Annotated in this window: 14 protein-coding genes; 10 read left to right on the top strand and 4 right to left on the bottom strand. The window is 74.5% G+C overall.

Translation table 11 applies throughout. The annotated features are described in order from the left end of the window. Window positions 1-325: 325 nt before the first annotated feature. On the top strand, window positions 326-1,645 hold the full coding sequence (locus ACIBQ8_RS02935) for a PHB depolymerase family esterase (RefSeq protein WP_397190856.1): 1,320 nt from the start codon (window positions 326-328) through the stop codon (window positions 1,643-1,645). Here the strand turns inward: ACIBQ8_RS02935 and ACIBQ8_RS02930 are convergent. Beyond that, window positions 1,538-1,966 carry a hypothetical protein gene (locus ACIBQ8_RS02930; RefSeq protein WP_397168557.1) on the bottom strand — a complete coding sequence of 143 codons (429 nt, stop codon included), beginning with the start codon at window positions 1,964-1,966 and terminating at the stop codon, window positions 1,538-1,540. The genes ACIBQ8_RS02935 and ACIBQ8_RS02930 overlap by 108 nt on opposite strands. Before the next feature lie 146 nt (window positions 1,967-2,112). Further along, a complete protein-coding gene (locus ACIBQ8_RS02925; RefSeq protein ID WP_397190855.1) occupies window positions 2,113-2,718 on the bottom strand; it encodes a CBS domain-containing protein in 606 nt (201 codons plus the stop codon). 204 nt (window positions 2,719-2,922) lie between these two features. On the opposite strand from ACIBQ8_RS02925, the gene ACIBQ8_RS02920 reads away from it, so the two are divergent. Then, complete coding sequence (locus tag ACIBQ8_RS02920; RefSeq protein WP_397190854.1) at window positions 2,923-4,104, top strand: acetate/propionate family kinase; 1,182 nt, start codon at window positions 2,923-2,925, stop codon at window positions 4,102-4,104. Between the two features lie 24 nt (window positions 4,105-4,128). On the opposite strand, the gene ACIBQ8_RS02915 is transcribed toward ACIBQ8_RS02920, so the two are convergent. Then, on the bottom strand, window positions 4,129-5,370 hold the full coding sequence (locus tag ACIBQ8_RS02915) for a hypothetical protein (RefSeq protein WP_397190853.1): 1,242 nt from the start codon (window positions 5,368-5,370) through the stop codon (window positions 4,129-4,131). A gap of 228 nt (window positions 5,371-5,598) precedes the next feature. Between ACIBQ8_RS02915 and ACIBQ8_RS02910 the strand changes: the two genes are divergently transcribed. Genes ACIBQ8_RS02910 through ACIBQ8_RS02900 form a run of 3 tightly spaced genes read left to right on the top strand, consistent with a single transcriptional unit; the run spans window position 5,599 to window position 7,429 of the window. Then, window positions 5,599-6,441, top strand: coding sequence for a universal stress protein (locus ACIBQ8_RS02910; RefSeq protein ID WP_397190852.1), 843 nt, complete (start codon window positions 5,599-5,601; stop codon window positions 6,439-6,441). Then, on the top strand, window positions 6,438-6,914 hold the full coding sequence (locus tag ACIBQ8_RS02905) for an HPP family protein (protein WP_397168549.1): 477 nt from the start codon (window positions 6,438-6,440) through the stop codon (window positions 6,912-6,914). The genes ACIBQ8_RS02910 and ACIBQ8_RS02905 overlap by 4 nt, the downstream gene beginning before the upstream one ends. Next, the gene (locus ACIBQ8_RS02900; RefSeq protein ID WP_397190851.1) at window positions 6,911-7,429 is read left to right on the top strand and encodes a flavodoxin family protein; all 519 of its coding nucleotides are present in this window, start codon (window positions 6,911-6,913) and stop codon (window positions 7,427-7,429) included. Before ACIBQ8_RS02905 ends, ACIBQ8_RS02900 begins: the two co-directional genes overlap by 4 nt. A gap of 46 nt (window positions 7,430-7,475) precedes the next feature. Here ACIBQ8_RS02900 and ACIBQ8_RS02895 read toward each other — a convergent pair whose 3' ends face one another. Then, window positions 7,476-10,013 carry a cation-translocating P-type ATPase gene (locus ACIBQ8_RS02895; RefSeq protein WP_397190850.1) on the bottom strand — a complete coding sequence of 846 codons (2,538 nt, stop codon included), beginning with the start codon at window positions 10,011-10,013 and terminating at the stop codon, window positions 7,476-7,478. Window positions 10,014-10,229: 216 nt separating this feature from the next. On the opposite strand from ACIBQ8_RS02895, the gene ACIBQ8_RS02890 reads away from it, so the two are divergent. The 5 genes from ACIBQ8_RS02890 (at window position 10,230) to ACIBQ8_RS02870 (ending at window position 17,667) form a co-directional block, all read left to right on the top strand. Further along, window positions 10,230-10,790 (top strand): universal stress protein, encoded by a 561-nt coding sequence (locus ACIBQ8_RS02890; protein WP_397168545.1) that lies wholly within the window; start codon window positions 10,230-10,232, stop codon window positions 10,788-10,790. 16 nt (window positions 10,791-10,806) lie between these two features. After that, window positions 10,807-11,655 carry a universal stress protein gene (locus tag ACIBQ8_RS02885; protein WP_397190849.1) on the top strand — a complete coding sequence of 283 codons (849 nt, stop codon included), beginning with the start codon at window positions 10,807-10,809 and terminating at the stop codon, window positions 11,653-11,655. Between the two features lie 73 nt (window positions 11,656-11,728). Beyond that, window positions 11,729-14,494 carry a magnesium-translocating P-type ATPase gene (mgtA, locus tag ACIBQ8_RS02880; protein ID WP_397190848.1) on the top strand — a complete coding sequence of 922 codons (2,766 nt, stop codon included), beginning with the start codon at window positions 11,729-11,731 and terminating at the stop codon, window positions 14,492-14,494. Between the two features lie 42 nt (window positions 14,495-14,536). Next, window positions 14,537-16,822, top strand: a complete 2,286-nt coding sequence (locus tag ACIBQ8_RS02875; RefSeq protein ID WP_397190847.1) for a phosphoketolase — start codon at window positions 14,537-14,539, stop codon at window positions 16,820-16,822. 134 nt (window positions 16,823-16,956) lie between these two features. Then, complete coding sequence (locus tag ACIBQ8_RS02870; RefSeq protein ID WP_397168538.1) at window positions 16,957-17,667, top strand: universal stress protein; 711 nt, start codon at window positions 16,957-16,959, stop codon at window positions 17,665-17,667. The last annotated feature ends 2 nt before the right edge of the window (window positions 17,668-17,669 follow it).

Here is a 17,669-nt window from a genome sequence, read left to right as displayed (position 1 = left end):
GGGGAGGAGCCGGGCTCGGGCACTCAGTGTGTGGATCTGGCCGAAAGTTGTCAAGATTCGGGTAAAACTTTCGGAGTCGCCCTGCCGATGGAGGCAGGCCGTCCAGGACCTCCACCTGTCGAAAGTTTTCGGCCGGCGGGTCGTGAAAGTTTCACCGCGACGCTCGTCCGGGAGTGAGCGCGTTCGGGTCGGGTCGTTCGAGGTGGGGGCGCGTTCCCGGCCGGCGCGGGCTTCGGGGGGCTCTTGACAGGGTTGTCCGGCTCGTATTTGCTCCGTCCCGCCAGCACCGCGACTTGTTAGCGCTAACACACGAACAGGCGGAACCATGAAGCGAAGAAGGCACGCGGGCATCGGAGCCGCTCTGGCGGCTGTGATCACGGCGGCGGTCACCGGTCTGTCCATGCTGCTGGTGGGCGCGCCGCAGGCGTCGGCCGCGGTCCTGACCGAGGTGACGAACTTCGGGACGAACCCGGGCGGCCTGCGGATGTACCTCTACGTCCCCGACAGGGTGGCCGCCCGGCCGGGCGTCCTCGTGGCGATGCACGGCTGCAACGGCTGGGCCCCCGGCTTCCACCAGAGCACCGAGTTCGCCTCGCTGGCCGACCGGTACGGCTTCGTCGTCATCTACCCGCAGGCGAACAAGAGCGCCAACGGCCTGTCGAACTGCTTCGACGTATGGTCGAACGAGGCCCTGCGGCACGGCGGCGGCAGCGACCCGGTGTCGATCGTCTCCATGACGAACTACGTGCTGCAACGCTACAACGGCGACCCCGACCGGGTGTACGCCACCGGCTTCTCCTCCGGCGCGATGGAGACCGGCAACCTGCTCGCCACCTACCCCGACGTGTTCAAGGCGGGCGCGCCGTTCTCGGGCGTCCCCTACGGCTGCCTCGGGCCCGCCGGATGCGGCGACAAGACGCCGCGGCAGTGGGGTGACCTGGTCAGGAACGCCTACCCCGGCTACGCGGGGCCCCGGCCGCGCGTCATGGCCTGGCACGGCACCGCCGACTCCGTGCTGCCGTACACGATGTTGCAGGAGCAGGTCGACCAGTGGACCGACGTGCACGGCCTGAGCCAGACGCCCGCCTCCACCGACAGCCCGCAGCCCGGCTGGACCCGGCGGGTCTTCGGTTCCGGGCAGGTCGAGGCGTACACCGTCACCGGCGCCGGGCACGACCTGCCTCATCCCGGGATGGCGGCGCTCGCCGTCCACTTCTTCGGCCTGGACGGCGGCTCGTCCACCACGACGCCGACCCCGCCGGCCGCCGGGCAGATCAAGGGGGCCGGCTCGGGGCGCTGCCTGGACGTCCCGGGCTCCGCCACCGCCGACGGCACCGCGGTCCAGCTCTGGGACTGCAACGGGCAGGGCAACCAGCAGTGGGCCGCCACCTCGGCCGGCGAGCTCCGGGTCTACGGCGGCAAGTGTCTCGACGCGGCCGGGACCGGCAACGGCGCCAGGATCCAGATCTACTCCTGCTGGGGCGGCGACAACCAGAAATGGCGCCTGAACCCCGACGGCACGATCGCGGGCGTGCAGTCAGGGCTGTGCCTGGACGCCGTCGGCCAGGGCACCGCCAACGGCACCCGGCTCCAGCTCTACACCTGCCACGGCGGAACCAACCAGAGGTGGACCTGGACGCGATGACCACGACGTGAACCTGAGCGTGTCGTACGCCGGCAGGATCGCCGGGTGCCGGGACCGCTCCTTGCCGACCTCGACGTACGCGGCCCGGTGGGACGGCTCCAGCCGCACCCCGATCCGGCCGGCGGGCTCGATCGGGCCGCCGGTCGGCAGGCACACCTCCACCGGGCCGTTCGAGTCCGCGCCCACCGTGCCGTGGAAGACGGCGAACGGCGGCCCGGACAGGCAGCCGCCGGCCGCCCCCGCGGGGCCGTCCAGCCGCAGCGCCTTGAGCGTCAGGTCGGACCGCGCGGCGAACTGTCCAGTGGTCATCAGATCGGGCACCGCCCGAGTATGGATCCTGCCCCTGGGGCGGACCCAAGGCCACCGAGTCCCTTGCCGGAGTGGGCGTCCTGGGCTGGCGGCGGCCGGGTGATCTTCCCGTTCTGCGGCATCGGTCGCGTTCGGCAGGCATGCGGGATGGCCGGTTCTCACGGTGACGGCCGGACATGTCTGACCCGTACGACGCCGGGCACCGTGCGGGCCAGCACGCCGGCGATGTGGTCGGCCTGCTGCCGGGACGGACCGCGCAGCTCGGCCACGCCGTCGCGGACGGCGACGTCCCAGCGCGGGCCCGCCGGGTACTGCTCGCGCAGCGCGGCCTCGACCTCCTGGCGCAAATCTTCGTCGGGGCGGGCGAGCATGGCCATCAGGTCACGGCGGCTGACCATCCCGGCGATCCGCCCGCCGGTCACGACGGGCAGGCTCTTGACCCGCTCGCGGACCATGAGATCGATGGCGACGGTGACGTCGGTGGTCTCGGTGACGGTGACGACGTCGCGGCTCATGACGTCCATGACCTGGCGGGGCGGCGGCTCCTCGGCCGCCGCGACCGGGCGGACGGTCGCGCGGGGATCGGGCTCGAACTCCCCCCGCAGCAGGTCCAGCTCGCTGACCACGCCCACGAGCCGGCCGTCGTCGCCGACGACGGGCGCGGCGGTGATGTCGTGGCCGTGCAGGACCCGCACGGCCCGCCGCACCGGATCGGTGTCGCGGACGGTGACGGCCGGGCCGCTCATGACCTCGCGGACGAGCATCGCTGTCTGGCCTCCCACTCGGAGTCGTCGGTCTTCCCAGGTCAGCTTGCCACGGCGGTCGTCCCCGCGGCCCGCTCCGCCCGGGGTGGCGGCCTCGCGGCTCTCCCATCACAGCGCGCGGTGCGGCCCGGCCGGTAGGGCCGGAAGTCCCGAACGGCCTCCGCGCCGCCACCCGGCCCCCGGAACGGACTTAGGGTCATGGGCATGGCCGACCCCATTCTCGTGCTGAACACGGGATCCTCCTCCATCAAGTACGAGCTCGTCGATCCGCACACCCGCGAGCGCGCCGCCCGAGGGCTGGTCGAGCGCATCGGGGAGGAACGCGGGCGGATCACCCACCACGGCGGGGACGGGCCGCCGTACGTCCGCGAACGTCCCTTCCCCAGCCACGGGGACGGGCTGGAGGCGATGCTGGCGGCGTTCGCCGCGGCGGGGCCCGAGCCGGCGCCCGTCGCGGTCGGGCACCGGGTGGTGCACGGCGGCACCCGGTTCACCGAGGCGGTGCTCATCGACGACGACGTCATCGCCGCGATCGAGGAGCTGGCCCCGCTCGCGCCGCTGCACAACCCGGTCAACCTGACCGGCATCCGGCTGGCGCTCAAGGTGTTCCCGGACGTGCCGCAGGTGGCCGTGTTCGACACCGCGTTCCACCGGACGCTGCCGCCGGAGGCGTACACGTACGCGGTGCCGCGCGAGTGGCGGGAGCAGGGCGTGCGGCGGTTCGGCTTCCACGGCACCTCGTGCGCGTACGTCTCCCGCCGCGCCGCCGCCGTCCTGGGCCGCGACCTGGCCGGGCTCAACCTGATCGTGCTGCACCTCGGCAACGGCGCCAGCGCCACGGCGATCTCCGGCGGGCGCAGCGTCGACACCTCCATGGGCATGACGCCGCTGGAAGGGCTGGTCATGGGCACCCGCTCGGGCGACGTCGACCCGGCCCTGGCCGCGTACCTGGCCCGCACCGGCGGCCTGGACGCCCAGCAGGTGGAGCACGAGCTCAGCCACCGCGGCGGCCTGCTCGCGCTCACCGGCTCCGGCGACATGCGCCAGGTACGCGCCCGCGACGACGACGAGGCCAGGCTGGCCCTGGAGATCTACACCCGGCGCATCCGCAAGTACGTCGGCGCCTACCACGCGCTGCTCGGCTGCCGGGTGGACGCGATCGTGCTCACCGGCGGCGTCGGCGAGCACGACGCCGCCACCCGCGCCGCCTGCCTGGCGGGGCTGGAGCGGATCGGCGTCGCGGTGGACCCCGCGCTCAACGCCGCGCGGGCGTCCGGCGAGCGCCCGGTGTCCGTCCCCGGCGCCGAGGTGCCCGTCCTCGTCATCCCCACCGACGAGGAGTGGGAGATCGCCCACCAGACGTTCGCGCGGCTGACGTCGCGCTGACCGGGCCGCGCTGACCGGGCCGCGCTACGCGCCCTTGTCGGTGCTCCGGTTGAAGGCGGGAAGCGTGGTCAGGTCACGGGCGGCGGCCAGGTGGGCGGAGAAGTTCGGGTCGAGCAGCCCCAGGAGCACGACGGCCCAGGCCACGACGGCGATCATGGCGCCGTCGTCGAAGGGGGCAGGAAGCCTGAGGCCCAGCCGGTCGGCGGCCACCAGGCCGGCGGCCGGGAGCAGGGCGATCACCAGCGTGCGCACGGTCTCCAGGACGCGGGCGTGCCACGTCCGGCGGGTGGCCTCGGGGGTGGTGTCGCGGGTGGGGAGCCGGTCGTACTCGCCCGTGATGACGGTGCGGGTCAGAGCGGCGACACGGGCGCGGAGGTCGTGGTAGGCGGTCGGGGACGGCAGCGCCACCCCCAGCTGGAGGTCGATGACGGCCCTGGACGCCTCGACCGCGCGGGCGCGGACCACGGCCCTGGTCAGCGGCGTCCCGCCCCGGGCGGCGGTCGGGATGCCGACCCGCAGCAGGAAGGAGACCTGGCCCAGGAGGGCGAGGATCTCCCTGCGCGTCCCCGGCGGGAGCTGCCCGCGGCGGTCGGGCTCGGCGCGGGCCAGGATGGCCGCCAGCTGCTCGAAGAGCGGCTCGGTGGGCGAGGCGCGGGACTCGCGGTCCCACTGCCACATCACCACCTTGACCGGGATCATCCCGATGACCAGGGCGCAGCACACGGTGCCGATGCTCTGGGGGATCGGCATCCATCCCCGGCTCGCCAGGTCGACCGCCCACGCCGGGCCGGTGGCGCGGCCGAGGAACAGGACGGCCGGGAGGCAGCCGATTCCCAGCATGGTGATCAGCGGGTCGAGGAGGTAGCGGAAGAGCGGGCGGTGCCGCCGGTTCTCGATCCAGACGGAGACCCAGATGAAGACCGTGAGACCCGCGACCGCCAGGAAGATCTTCTGCACGGAGGTGACGGAGAACACCGAGACCACGAAGACGACGGCCGCGCCGAGCATGGGCAGCAGGACCCAGGCGCTCACGCAGTCCTCGACGTGCTTGCGCCGCACCGACCAGCGGGCGGTGGAGGCGGCCACCGCCCGGTAGCGGCCGCGCAGGGACGCCGGGTCGTCGGCGGGATCCAGGCTCCGGGCGAAGACCGGCCAGGTGCCGTCCAGCTTCTTGGCCAGCGCGAACATCTCCGCCAGCTGGGGTTTCTCCAGCAGGTCGCCGGTGCGGGCGGGCGCTGCGACGGGGGGAACCGCTTCGTCGGTCATGAGGACGTCCTCACGTTGAGCGGGCTACTGCGCGAGGAGGGGGCGCTCATCGACACTACAGAGCGTGGGGAGGGTGGGCCGGTGGCGTGACCGGATCGTGCCAGATCTTCTCCCCGCGACGCCGATGAGGACCAACGGCCCTGCCGGGCGGGACTTCCTCCTCCGGCGCCGCGCCGACGCCCGTAGGAGCCTGAGGGTGAGAGCTTCGACCGGTGAAGGAGATGCGCGATGAGCACTCACATCGTCGTCGGCGTGGACGGGTCCGTCCCGGCGACCGGAGCGGTGGAATGGGCGGCCGCCGACGCGCGGCGGCGGGGCCTGGACCTGCGTCTCGTGCACGTCGGGCCGCAGTGGCTGCACGAGGCGGACCCCGGGCACTGCGCCCGCCTGCTGGAGGAGGCCGCCGACCGGGCCCGCGCGCTGGCCGGCGACGTCAAGGTGACGACGGAGCTGCTGTCCGGGAACGTGGCCGGGGAGCTGATCCGCGAGTCTGCGACGGCCGCCGGTGTGGTGCTGGGCAGCCGGGGGCTCGGCGGGTTCGCCGGGATGACGGTCGGCTCGGTGAGCCTGGCGGTCGCCGGGCACGCGTCGGGGCCGGTCGTGGTCGTCCGCGCCCCCGCCCCCGCCACCGAGCACGGCAGGGTGGTGGTGGGCTACGACGGTTCGCAGGACGCGCACGCGGCCATGGAGTACGCCGTCGAGCAGGCCAGGGCCCGCGGGGCGCGGCTGCACGTCGTCTCGGCCTGGCAGATGCCCGTCTTCTCCCCGTACGCGGTCACCTACAACAGCCTGATCCAGGACCTGATGCGCGAGGAGACCGGCGCGGCGCGCGAGCGGGTCGTGCCCTGGCGGGAGGCCAACCCGGACCTGGTCATCACCGACGAGCAGCCGTGCGCCCACCCGGTCACCGCCCTGACGCAGGTGGCCGGCTCGGCCGACCTGGTCGTGGTGGGCTCGCGCGGCCGGGGCGGGTTCGCCTCCGCGGTGCTCGGCTCGGTCAGCCACGGCGTGCTGCACCACGTGACCTGCCCGGTCGCCGTGGTCCGGCCGGGCGAGGAGGAGGGGTCATGAACGGAACGCCGACCGCCGGGCAGGTGATGAGCCGCGTCCTGGTGGCCGTCAAGGCCGAGGAGTCGCCGCTGATGGCGTGGGAGCTGATGCGCCGGGCCGGCGTGCACCACCTGCCGGTCATGGACGGAGGGCGCCTGCTGGGCATCCTGACGCGGGAGTGCCTGGCCGCGTCCTGGTCCGGCGGGCCGCAGGAGCAGGCCGGCCGCGAGGTGCGCGACCTGCTCGGCGGCGCGCGCACCCCCCGGGTGGGGCCGGGCACCCCGCTGAGCCGGGTGGCCGCCGCCATGCTGGACGCCGACGTGGACGCCGTGCCCGTGCTGTCCGGCGACGGCCTGGTGGGCCTGATCACCGCCCGGGACGTCCTGTCGGCGGTCGCCGGCCGGATCGAGCCGCGCCCCGAGCCGAGCGAGGTGGTGACCGGGATGTTCCACCTCGAACCCATCCTGCCCGGGACGGCGGGAGGCGTGAGATGAAGGCCCTGGTCGTCTACGAGTCCATGTACGGCAACACCGAGCGGATCGCCCAGGCCGTGGCGGAGGGGCTGGCCACCCGGATGCGGGCCGAGGTGGCCGAGGTCGGCACGGCCCCCGCGCACGTGGGGGACGAGGTCACCCTGCTGGTGGTGGGCGGCCCGACGCACGCCTTCTCCATGAGCCGGGCCGCCACCCGCGAGTCGGCCGCCCAGCAGGCCGCCGGACCGCTGGTGTCGCGCGGCAGGGGCGTGCGCGAGTGGCTGGCCACGCTGAGCACGTCGTCGGCCGGGCTCTGCTCGGCGGCGTTCGACACCCGCGTGGCCAGGCCCCGCCTGCCCGGCTCGGCGGGGCGGGCGGTCGCCAAGCGGCTGCGCCGCCTCGGCGTCCGGCTCGCCGTGCCGCCGTGCAGCTTCTACGTGACCGGCACGCAGGGGCCGCTGGTGCCGGGCGAGCTGGAGCGGGCCAGGCAGTGGGGCGAGAGCCTGGCGGCGTCCTTCCCGGTGCCCGCGTCCTGACGGCCCGCCGGAGAGCGGCGCCCGGCGGTTCCCGCCGGGCGCCGTTTCAGTGCCGCTCGGGCGTGGGGGACGGGTGCAGGATCCGGTCCAGGCGGGCGGCGGCGTAGCCGAGCGTGGACAGCGCGACGACGACCAGCAGGTCTCCCGGCGCGAGCGGCCGGGTGCCGAGCAGCTCGCGCAGCGGCGGCAGGTAGACCCCGGCCAGTTGCAGGACGAACGCGCCGCCCACGGCGAACAGCAGCATCGGGTTGGCCAGGGTGCCGGGGCGGGTCCGGGTGCCCAGCGCCACGCCGAGCTGGGTGGCGCCGAGGGCGAAGAAGGCCATGCTCTGCCAGGGCCGCCCGGTCATCGAGCCCCAGACGGCGACGCCCAGCGTGACGGCGGTGAGCACCACGGCGATGCGGACGACCCGCTGCCACAGGCCCGCCCCCATGATGCTCTGACCCGGCGGACGCGGCGGCTGCGACATGGTTCCCGGCACCGTCGGCTCACCGCCCAGCGCCACGCCCGGCAGGCCGTGGGTGAGCAGGTTGATCCACAGGATCTGCGCGGGCAGCAGCGGCAGCGGCAGCCCCACGAACGGGCCCAGCAGCATCACCGCGATCTCCGCCGCGCCGCCCGACAGGCCGTAGACCAGGAAACGGCGGATGTTGGCGTAGACCCGGCGGCCCTCCTCGACGGCCGCCACGACGGTGTCCAGGTTGTCGTCGGCGAGCACGAGGTCGGCGGCCTGCCGGGCGACCTCCGTGCCGCGCCTGCCCATGGCCACCCCGATGTCGGCGCGGCGCAGCGCCGGGCCGTCGTTGACGCCGTCGCCGGTCATCGCCAGGACCTCGCCCCGGCCGCGCAGGCCCTCGATGATGTCGAGCTTCTGCTCGGGGGTGGCCCGCGCGTAGACGCCGGCCGGGCCCGCGGCGAGCGCGCCGGGCTCCCGGCAGTCGACGACCCGGTCGAGGACGCGGTCTAGGACGCGGTCGGCATCGCCGATGATGCCCAGGTCGGCGGCGACCGCGCGGGCGGTGCCCGGATGGTCGCCGGTGATGAGGACCGTCCTGATCCCGGCCCGCGCGCAGTCGGCCACGGCCGCGGCCGCCGCCGCACGCGGCGGGTCGAGGATCGCGACGAGCCCGATCAGCCTCAGCCCCTCCTCCCGCACGGGATGCGGGACGGCGTCGAGGTCGGCGGCGGCGACCGCCAGCACGCGGTAGCCGTCCCGGGCGAACCGGTCGGCGCGTTCGGCGGCGCGGGCCGACAGCTCCGGGTCGCCGGTCAGCACGTCCGGGCGCAGCAGCGCCTCCGGGGCGCCCTTGCAGATCAGCCGGGCGCCGCCGCCGGGCAGCAGGTGCACCGTGCTCATCCGCTTGCGGTCGCTGTCGAAGGGCAGCTCGGCGACCCTGGGGAACCGCTCCTGGAGGGCCGCGCGGTCGAGGCCGAGCCGGGCGGCGGCGGCCAGCAGCGCGGCCTCGGTGGGGTCGCCCAGCGCGGTCCATTCCTCCCCGCTCTCCTGGGGCGGGCGCAGGCGGGCGTCGTTGCACAACGCGGCGGCGGTCAGCAGCGCGGCGAACTCGTCCGGGTCCTGACCGGCGGCGAGCCCGCCGTCGGGGGCGTAGCCGGAGCCGGTGACCGGGGCCTCGGCGGCCGGGGTCCACAGGTGCCGGGCGACCATGCGGCCCTCGGTGAGGGTGCCCGTCTTGTCGGTGGCGAGCACGGTCACCGAGCCCAGCGTCTCCACGGCGGGCAGGTTGCGGACGAGCGCGTCGCGGGCCGCCATCCGGCGGGCGCCCAGGGCCAGGCTCAGGGTCACGACCGCGGGCAGCGACTCGGGCACGGCGGCGACCACCAGGCTGATCGCGGTCACCACCATCAGCTCGACCGGCTGGCCGCGGACCAGGCCCAGGGCCAGCACCAGCGCCGACAGCACCACCGCGACGCCGGCCAGCAGCCGTCCGACCCCGACCAGGCGGCGCTGCAACGGGGTGAGGCCGGCGCCCTTGACCATGAGCGCGGCGATGCGCCCGCTCGCGCTCGCCGCGCCGATCGCGGTGACCACCGCCCGGCCCCTGCCGCGCGCCACGACGGTGCCCGAGGAGACCGTCGCGCCCGCGTCCTTGTCCACCGGGACCGACTCGCCCGTCAGGGCCGACTCGTCGACCAGCAGCGCCGCCGACTCCACCACCTCGGCGTCGGCCGGGACGATGTCGCCCTCGGCGAGCACCAGCAGATCTCCGGCCACGACGTCACCCGCGGGGATCTGCCGCTGGTGGCCGTCGCGCACCACGCGGGCCTCCGGGGTGGCCAGCTCGGCCAGGGCCGTGATGGCGCGGTCGGCGCGCACCTCCTGCGTCACGCCGACGGCCGTGTTGACCACGATGACCAGCGCGATCACCGCGGCGTCCGTCCAGTCGCCGGTGCCGACGGTCAGCGCCGCCGCGATCAGCAGCACGATGATCAGCGGATCGCGGAGCTGGGTGACGACGCGCCGCCACAGCGGGGTGGGCGGTTTGCGCGGGAGCAGGTTGGGGCCGTCGCGTTCCAGGCGTACGGCTGCCTCCGCCGACGACAGGCCAGAGGACGAGGGCGTCACGGGTGTCCTTCCTGCCCGCCCTGGCCCTCGGGCCGGCGGAGTCGCTGCGAGGTGTCTTCAGGATCTAGTCTTCGCCCTGCTCAGGGCGGTAAACGTGCAGGTCGTCCAGCTCCCCCAGCCTCGGGGGACCGGCCGGACGGCGGCAGGGTCGAAAGTCACCGGAAGCAGGGCCTTCGGCACTGTTCCGCCCCGGGCTCGTGGGCGGAACGTGGAGGTATGAGCATTCGCCTGATCGTGGCCGGGACCGACGGCACGGAGGACTGCGCGGCCGCGCTGCTGTGGGCCGCCGACGAGGCGGGCCGCCGCGGGGCGCGGCTGGTCGTGGTGCACGCCTGGGAGCCCGCGAACGAGCACAGGGCGCCGTACGCGCCCTGCCCGTCCAGGCCCGCCGGGTTCGAGGAGGCGCGCGCGAGCGCCGTGCTCGATCAGGCGGCCGCCCTGGTCATGGACCGGTTCCCCGGTGTCGCCGTCGAGGCGCGGCTCGTGCGGGGCCGCCCCGAGACGGCGCTCGCCGACCACGCGCGCGGGGCCGGCCTGCTGGTCCTCGGCTCCGCCGCGCGGCCCGCCGAGGACGCGCGGCTCGGCGCGGTGCTGCTGTCGTGCCTGCGCCGGCCGCCGTGCCCCGTGGTCGTGGTGCAGGCCACGGCGACGGACGGCGGGACGCCGTCCAGGCCGCCGGCCTTCGCGGGACGGCATCGGGGAAGGTCCTTCGGCCCTGGCCCGGCCGACCTTCGGCTCTTCGGGGGACGGCGGGAGGCCGGGTCTCATGGAAGGTGACGAAGGAGGGAACATCATGATCGTTGCTGGAGCCGACGGCTCGGTGGCCTCGCGCGCCGCCGTCGCATGGGCCGCCGACGACGCCTTCCGCATGCGGCTGCCGCTGCGGATCGTGCACGCCGTGGACCGCACGCCGTACCAGATCCACCGGTTCTCCCCCGGCTGGGTGCCCGACCTGCTCGCGGACGAGGGCGAGCGCATCCTGCGGGAGGCCGAGGCGCTGGCCCGGGAACGGCAGCCGTCCGTCGAGGTCACGACGCAGGACGTCGAAGGGCTGCCGGCGGTCGTGCTGCGCGGGCAGGAGAAGGAGGCCGCCGAGATCGTGCTCGGCAGCCGCGGCCTCGGCGGGTTCGCCGGCGCGCTGCTGGGCTCGGTCGGCACGCACGTCGCCGGGCACGCCCGCTGCCCCGTCGTGGTGGTGCGCGGCGACCGGCAGCAGGTGCGCGGCGAGGTGGTGGCCGGGGTGGACGACTCGCCGGAGTGCGAGCCCGCCCTCGCCTACGCCTTCGAGCAGGCCCGGCTGCGGGCCGCCACGCTGCGGGTGCTGCACGCCTGGCAACTGCCCGTGCACGCGTTCGCGCCGGAGGCCGCCTACGCCATGGACGAGGTCCGCGCGGCGCAGCAGCAGGTCGTGGACGACCTGGTGAAGGTGTTCGCCGCCGACTACCCCGAGGTCGTCGTCGTGCGGGAGACGCCGTCGGCGCACCCCGTGGACGCGCTCACCGCGGCCTCCGACCACGCCGACCTGCTGGTGGTGGGGTCGCACGGGCGCGGCGGGCTGGGGTCGGCGCTGCTCGGGTCGGTCAGCCGCGGCGTGCTGCACCACGCCCGCTGCCCGGTGGCGGTGGTCCGGCCCCAGGACTGACGGCACGTCGCCGCGTCGGCACGGGCCTCGGGACGGGCGTCGGGACGGGCGTTGGGACGGGCGTGGAGCGCCTTTGCCTTTGTCTTGGCGGCGGGCCGGTTACCAGAACCAGGAGGAGGCCGAGCGGAAGGCCGGGACGCGGGATGACTCGGACGGTGACATGACCGGACAGGGCGCGCTGGACGTCGCGGTCGCGGCCGCGCTGCCGGTCGACGACGTCATGGCCCGGCTGGGCGGCACGGACGGCGGCCTGACCCAGGCCGAGGCGGAGCGCCGCCTGGCCGCCGTGGGCCCCAACTCCCTGCGCACCCACCGGGCCCGGCGCCTCGCGGTGCTGGGCCGCCAGCTCCGCTCGCCCCTGCTGATCCTGCTGGCGGTCACCGCCGCCGCGTCGTTCTTCCTCGGCGAGCCGACGGACGCGATCATCATCGGCGTCATCCTGACGGTCTCGGTCGGGCTGGGCTTCTTCAACGAGTACCGGGCGGAGAAGGCCGCCGAGGCGCTGCACTCCCAGATCCGGCACCGCTGCCTGGCCCTGCGGGACGGCGCTCCCCGGCTGGTGGACGTGGTCGCGCTGGTCCCGGGCGACGTCGTCACGCTGCGGCTGGGCGACATCGTCCCGGCCGATCTGCGGCTGGTGTCGTCGGCGGGGCTGGAGTGCGAGGAGTCGGTGCTGACCGGCGAGTCGCTGCCCGTGGCCAAGGCCGTCGAGCCCGTCGGGCCGGACCGCGCGCTGGCCGAGCTGGCCAGTTGCGCGCTGATGGGCACCGTCGTGCACGCCGGGTCCGGCGCCGGCGTGGTGGTGGCCACCGCCGGACGGACCGAGTTCGGGCGCATCGCGCTCCGGCTCGGCGACCGCCATCCGGACACGGAGTTCCAGATCGGGCTGCGCCGGTTCTCCATGCTGCTGGTGCGCGTCGCCGCCGCGCTCACCGCCGGGATCTTCGTCGTCAACCTCGTGCTGCACCGCCCGGTGCTGGACGCGCTGCTGTTCTCGCTCGCCATCGCCGTCGGCATCTCCCCGCAGCTCCTGCCGGCCGTGGTCTCGACCAGCCTGGCCGCCGGCACCCACCGGCTGGCCCGGCACCGGGTGCTGGTCAAGCGGCTGGTCTGCATCGAGGACCTGGGCGACATCGACGTGCTGTTCACCGACAAGACCGGAACGCTGACCGAGGGGCGGATCAGCTTCACGCGCGCGCTCGGGCCGGACGGCGGCCCCGACGACCGCGTCCTGGAGCTGGGCCTGCTGTGCAACGAGGCCGTCGTCAGCGGCCAGGACGGGGAGCCGGGCCGGTCGGCGAGCGGCAACCCCCTGGACGTCGCCCTGTGGGACGCGCCCGCCGCCGCCGCGCTCCGGCCGGGGCCGCCCGGCCGGCGGCTGGCCGTCGTGCCCTTCGACCACGAGCGCAGGACCGCCTCGGTCCTGGTCGAGGACGGCGACGGCCGGATGATCGTCACCAAGGGCGCTCCCGAGGCCGTGCTGGCGCGCTGCACCCCGGTCGCCGACCGGGCCACGGCCGTGCTGGAGGCCGAGTTCGCCGCCGGCAACCGCGTGGTGGCGGTGGCCACCCGGCGGCTGACCGGCGACGCCGCCCGCCGGACCACCCTCAGCCAGGCCGACGAGCACGACCTCACCTTCCGCGGCCTGCTGGTCTTCCTCGACCCGCCCAAGGCCGGCGCCCGGCAGGCGCTGGGCCGCCTGGCCGGCCTCGGCATCACCGTCAAGGTGCTCACCGGGGACAACCCGGCGGTCGCGGCCAAGCTCTGCGCCGACCTCGGCCTGCCCGGCGGACGGGTGCTGACCGGCCAGGACGTCGAGGCCGCCGACGACGCCCGGCTGGGCGCGCTCATCGACCAGGCCGTGGTGTTCGCCCGGGTCAGCCCCGAGCACAAGGCGCGCATCGTGCGGGCCCAGCGGCGCAACGGCCTGGACGTGGCCTTCCTCGGCGACGGCGTCAACGACGCGCTCGCGCTGCACGCCGCCGACGTGGGCATCTCCGTGGACGCGGCCACCGACGTCGCCAAGGACGCCGCCGACGTGCTGCTGCTGGAGAAGGACCTCGCCATCCTGGCCGACGGCGTCATCCAGGGCCGGCAGATCTTCGCCAACACCATGAAGTACGTCCTGATGGGGACGTCCAGCAACTTCGGCAACATGTTCTCCGCCGCCGCGGCCTCGGCGTTCCTGCCGTTCCTGCCGATGCTGCCGTCCCAGATCCTGCTCAACAACCTGCTCTACGACTCCAGCCAGCTCGCCATCCCCACCGACAACGTCGATCCCGAGCAGCTTCGGCGCCCGTCCCGGTGGGACGTGTCGTCGATCCGGCGGTTCATGCTGTTCTTCGGGCCGGTCAGCTCGCTGTTCGACTTCGCCACCTTCGCCGTCATGCTCGGCGTCCTGCACGCCGGGCCGCCGCTGTTCCGCACCGGCTGGTTCGTCGAGTCCCTGGCCACCCAGGTGCTGGTGGTCTTCGCGATCAGGACCAGGCGGGTGCCGTTCTTCCGCAGCCGTCCGAGCCTGCCCCTGGCGGTCGCCGCCCTGAGCGTCGTGGCGCTCGGCGCGGTCATCCCGGTCACCCCGCTCGCCGGCGCACTGGGCTTCCAGCCGCTGCCCGGCCCGTTCTTCGCAGTGCTGGGCCTGATGGTGGTCGCCTACCTGGCCCTCGTCGAGCTGGCCAAGCGCCGTTTCTACCGGGCCGCCCCGGAGACCCTGGCCGGCGGCGGGCGCACCGCCGCCCACCCGACGCACCGCAGGGCCCACCGGTTCAGCACGGTGGCCGCCGCCCTCGCCGCCGGACGTCCGCCCTCCGCCCCCCGAGAAGGGGACCAAGGTCCCTAGGGCGCGGGAACGCTTCGGGAAATCATCGTCATCATGACGACGATGCAGCACATCGATGCCTACTGGCGCGCGGCGAACTACCTGTCCGTCGGGCAGATCTACCTGCTGGACAACCCGCTGCTGACCGAACCGCTGCGCCCGGAGCACGTCAAGCCGCGGCTGCTCGGTCACTGGGGCACCACCCCCGGGCTGAACTTCTGCTTCGCCCACCTCAACCGGATCATCGCCGAACGCCGGCAGGACATGATCTACATCGCCGGTCCCGGCCACGGCGGGCCCGCCGCCGTCGCGCACGCCTGGCTGGAGGGCTCGTACTCGGAGAAGTACCCCGAGGTCTCCCAGGACGCCGCCGGGATGCGGCGGCTGTTCCGCCAGTTCTCCTTCCCCGGCGGCATCCCCAGCCACGTCGCGCCCGAGACCCCCGGCTCCATCCACGAGGGCGGCGAGCTGGGCTACTCCCTCGCGCACGCGTTCGGCGCGGCCTTCGACAACCCGCGCCTGGTGGTCGCCTGCGTCATCGGCGACGGCGAGGCCGAGACCGGCCCGCTGGCCGCGAGCTGGCACTCCAACAAGCTGCTGGACCCCTACCGCGACGGCGTCGTGCTGCCGATCCTGCACCTGAACGGCTACAAGATCGCCAACCCGACCGTCCTGGCCCGCATCCCGCAGGACGAGCTGGTCAAGCTCATGGAGGGCTACGGCTACCGCCCCCACCTCGTCGGCCCCGACCACGAGGAGATGGCGCGCACGCTCGACACCGTCTTCGACGAGATCGCCGCCTACAAGGAGGGCCGCCTGGAACGCCTCCCCATGATCGTGCTGCGCACGCCGAAGGGCTGGACCGGCCCGCGCGAGGTGGACGGCAAGCCGGTCGAGGGCACCTGGCGGGCCCACCAGGTGCCGCTGTCGGGCGTCCGGGACAACCCGGCGCACCTGGCGATGCTGGAGGAGTGGATGCGCTCGTACCGGCCGCAGGAGCTGTTCGACGCCGAGGGCCGCCCGGCGCCCGTCCTGCTGGGGACGGTCCCCGAGGGGCCGCTGCGGATGAGCGCGAGCCCGCACGCCAACGGCGGCGAGCTGCTGCGCCCGCTGGCGCTGCCCGACTTCCGCGACCACGCGGTGGAGGTCAAGTCACCCGCGGCGCAGTCGACCGAGCCGACCCGGGTGCTGGGCGCCTTCCTGCGGGACGTGATCGCCGCCAATCCGCACGACTTCCGGCTGATGGGCCCGGACGAGACCGCCTCCAACCGGCTGCAGGCCGTCTTCGAGACGACCACGCGGGCCTGGAACGCCGAGGTCGAGCCCACGGACGAGAACCTGGCGCCGGGCGGCCGGGTGATGGAGGTGCTGAGCGAGCACCTGTGCCAGGGCTGGCTGGAGGGCTACCTGCTGACCGGCCGGCACGGCCTGTTCAACTGCTACGAGGCGTTCATCCACATCATCGACGCGATGTTCAACCAGCACGCCAAATGGCTGCAGTCGGCGAAGAGGATCCCGTGGCGGCGGCCCGTCGCCTCGCTCAACTACCTGCTGTCGTCGCACGTGTGGCGGCAGGACCACAACGGCTTCAGCCACCAGGACCCCGGCTTCCTCGACGTCGTGGTCAACAAGAAGGCCGAGGTCGTGCGGGTCTACCTGCCGCCGGACGCCAACACCCTGCTCTCGGTGGCCGACCACTGCCTGCGCTCGCGCGACTACGTCAACGTGATCGTGGCGGGCAAGCAGCCGGTGCTGGACCTGTTCACCATGGAGGAGGCCGTCGCCCACTGCACCCGCGGCCTGGGCGTCCTGCCCTGGGCGTCCTCGGACGAGGGGGCCGAGCCGGACGTCGTGCTGGCCTGCGCGGGCGACGTGCCCACCCTGGAGACGCTGGCCGCCGCGGCCATCCTGCGCGAGCACCTGCCCGAGCTGAAGGTGCGCGTCGTCAACGTGGTGGACCTGATGCGGCTGCAGCCGCCGTCGGAGCACCCGCACGGCCTGCCGGACGCCGAGTTCGACGCCCTGTTCACCACCGGCAGGCCGGTCGTGTTCAACTTCCACGGCTACCCCTCGCTGATCCACCGCCTCACCTACCGCCGCACCGGCCACCCCAACATCCACGTGCGCGGCTACAAGGAGGAGGGCACCACGACCACGCCGTTCGACATGGCCATGCTCAACGACATCGACCGCTACCACCTGGTCATGGACGTCATCGACCGGGTGCCCGGCCTGGGCGCCACCCAGGCGCACCTGCGCCAGCGCATGGCCGACGCCCGGCTGGCGGCCCGCGCGTACACCCGCGAGCACGGCGAGGACGCCCCCGCCGTCCGCGACTGGACGTGGTGACCCGCGAAGCGCGCCGGCCCCGCGCGGCCGGAAAAGGCGGGCCAAGGTCCCGTCAAGAAGGGCCGCTCCACCACGGGCGGCCGGCCTCGCGGGACCGAGGCTGAATCCCAGCGACGTCTGAAGGGATCACGGACATGGATCGCATCGTGCTCGGCTACGACGGCTCGGACTTCTCCGTCCAGGCCCTGGACTGGGCGCTGGACGAGGCCGAGCTCAGGAACCTGCCGCTGACCGTCGTCCACGCCTGGCAATGGCCGTACGGCGAGGCGGAGGAGGAGGCCAAGGCCCATCTGCGCAAGGCGGCCGAGCACGTCCTGTGGCACGGGGCCGAGTGCGCCCGCTCCACCAGCTCGGGCGTCCGCGTGGAGACCGACCTGTACGAGGGCCCGGCCGCCCAGCGGCTGGTGGAGCTGTCGGCCGACGCCACGCTCGTCGTGGTCGGCTCGCGCGGGCTGAGCGCGCTGCCCAGGGTGGTGGTCGGCTCGGTGGCCGGGTACGCCGCCGCGCACGCCGAGTGCCCGGTGATCGTCGTACGCGGGCCGGGGCCGCTGCCCAAGGCCACCCGTCCAGGCCCGGTCGTCCTGGCCGAGCGGGAGCCGGACGCGGCGGTCGTCGAGTTCGCCTTCGCCGAGGCGGCCATGCGCGGGCTGCCGCTCGCGGCCTCGGCCGACCTGGGGGAGTGGGCGGCCCGCCGGCCGGAGGTCCACGTGGAGCAGGGCGAGCCGCACGAGCGGGCGACCCTGGTCGTGGTCGGCCGGCCGCGCGCCGCGCATCTCGGCACCGCGAGCTCCCTTCCGCAGCACGCGCCCTGTCCGGTTGCGGTGGTGCCGGGCGACCGCCCCTGAGC

Source organism: Nonomuraea sp. NPDC049646 (assembly GCF_044465525.1).
Lineage (GTDB): Bacteria > Actinomycetota > Actinomycetes > Streptosporangiales > Streptosporangiaceae > Nonomuraea.
Note: the sequence above shows the minus strand (reverse complement) of the source record. Positions and strands in the feature narration are given on the sequence as shown.

Bases quoted from the DNA above. Each gene is read 5' to 3' on its own strand.
- ACIBQ8_RS02935 (WP_397190856.1), top strand. From the start codon at position 326: ATGAAGCGAAGAAGGCACGCGGGCATCGGAGCCGCTCTGGCGGCTGTG.
- ACIBQ8_RS02925 (WP_397190855.1), bottom strand. From the start codon at position 2,718: ATGCTCGTCCGCGAGGTCATGAGCGGCCCGGCCGTCACCGTCCGCGAC.
- ACIBQ8_RS02920 (WP_397190854.1), top strand. From the start codon at position 2,923: ATGGCCGACCCCATTCTCGTGCTGAACACGGGATCCTCCTCCATCAAG.
- ACIBQ8_RS02915 (WP_397190853.1), bottom strand. From the start codon at position 5,370: ATGACCGACGAAGCGGTTCCCCCCGTCGCAGCGCCCGCCCGCACCGGC.
- ACIBQ8_RS02910 (WP_397190852.1), top strand. From the start codon at position 5,599: ATGAGCACTCACATCGTCGTCGGCGTGGACGGGTCCGTCCCGGCGACC.
- ACIBQ8_RS02905 (WP_397168549.1), top strand. From the start codon at position 6,438: ATGAACGGAACGCCGACCGCCGGGCAGGTGATGAGCCGCGTCCTGGTG.
- ACIBQ8_RS02900 (WP_397190851.1), top strand. From the start codon at position 6,911: ATGAAGGCCCTGGTCGTCTACGAGTCCATGTACGGCAACACCGAGCGG.
- ACIBQ8_RS02890 (WP_397168545.1), top strand. From the start codon at position 10,230: ATGAGCATTCGCCTGATCGTGGCCGGGACCGACGGCACGGAGGACTGC.
- ACIBQ8_RS02885 (WP_397190849.1), top strand. From the start codon at position 10,807: ATGATCGTTGCTGGAGCCGACGGCTCGGTGGCCTCGCGCGCCGCCGTC.
- ACIBQ8_RS02875 (WP_397190847.1), top strand. From the start codon at position 14,537: ATGCAGCACATCGATGCCTACTGGCGCGCGGCGAACTACCTGTCCGTC.
- ACIBQ8_RS02870 (WP_397168538.1), top strand. From the start codon at position 16,957: ATGGATCGCATCGTGCTCGGCTACGACGGCTCGGACTTCTCCGTCCAG.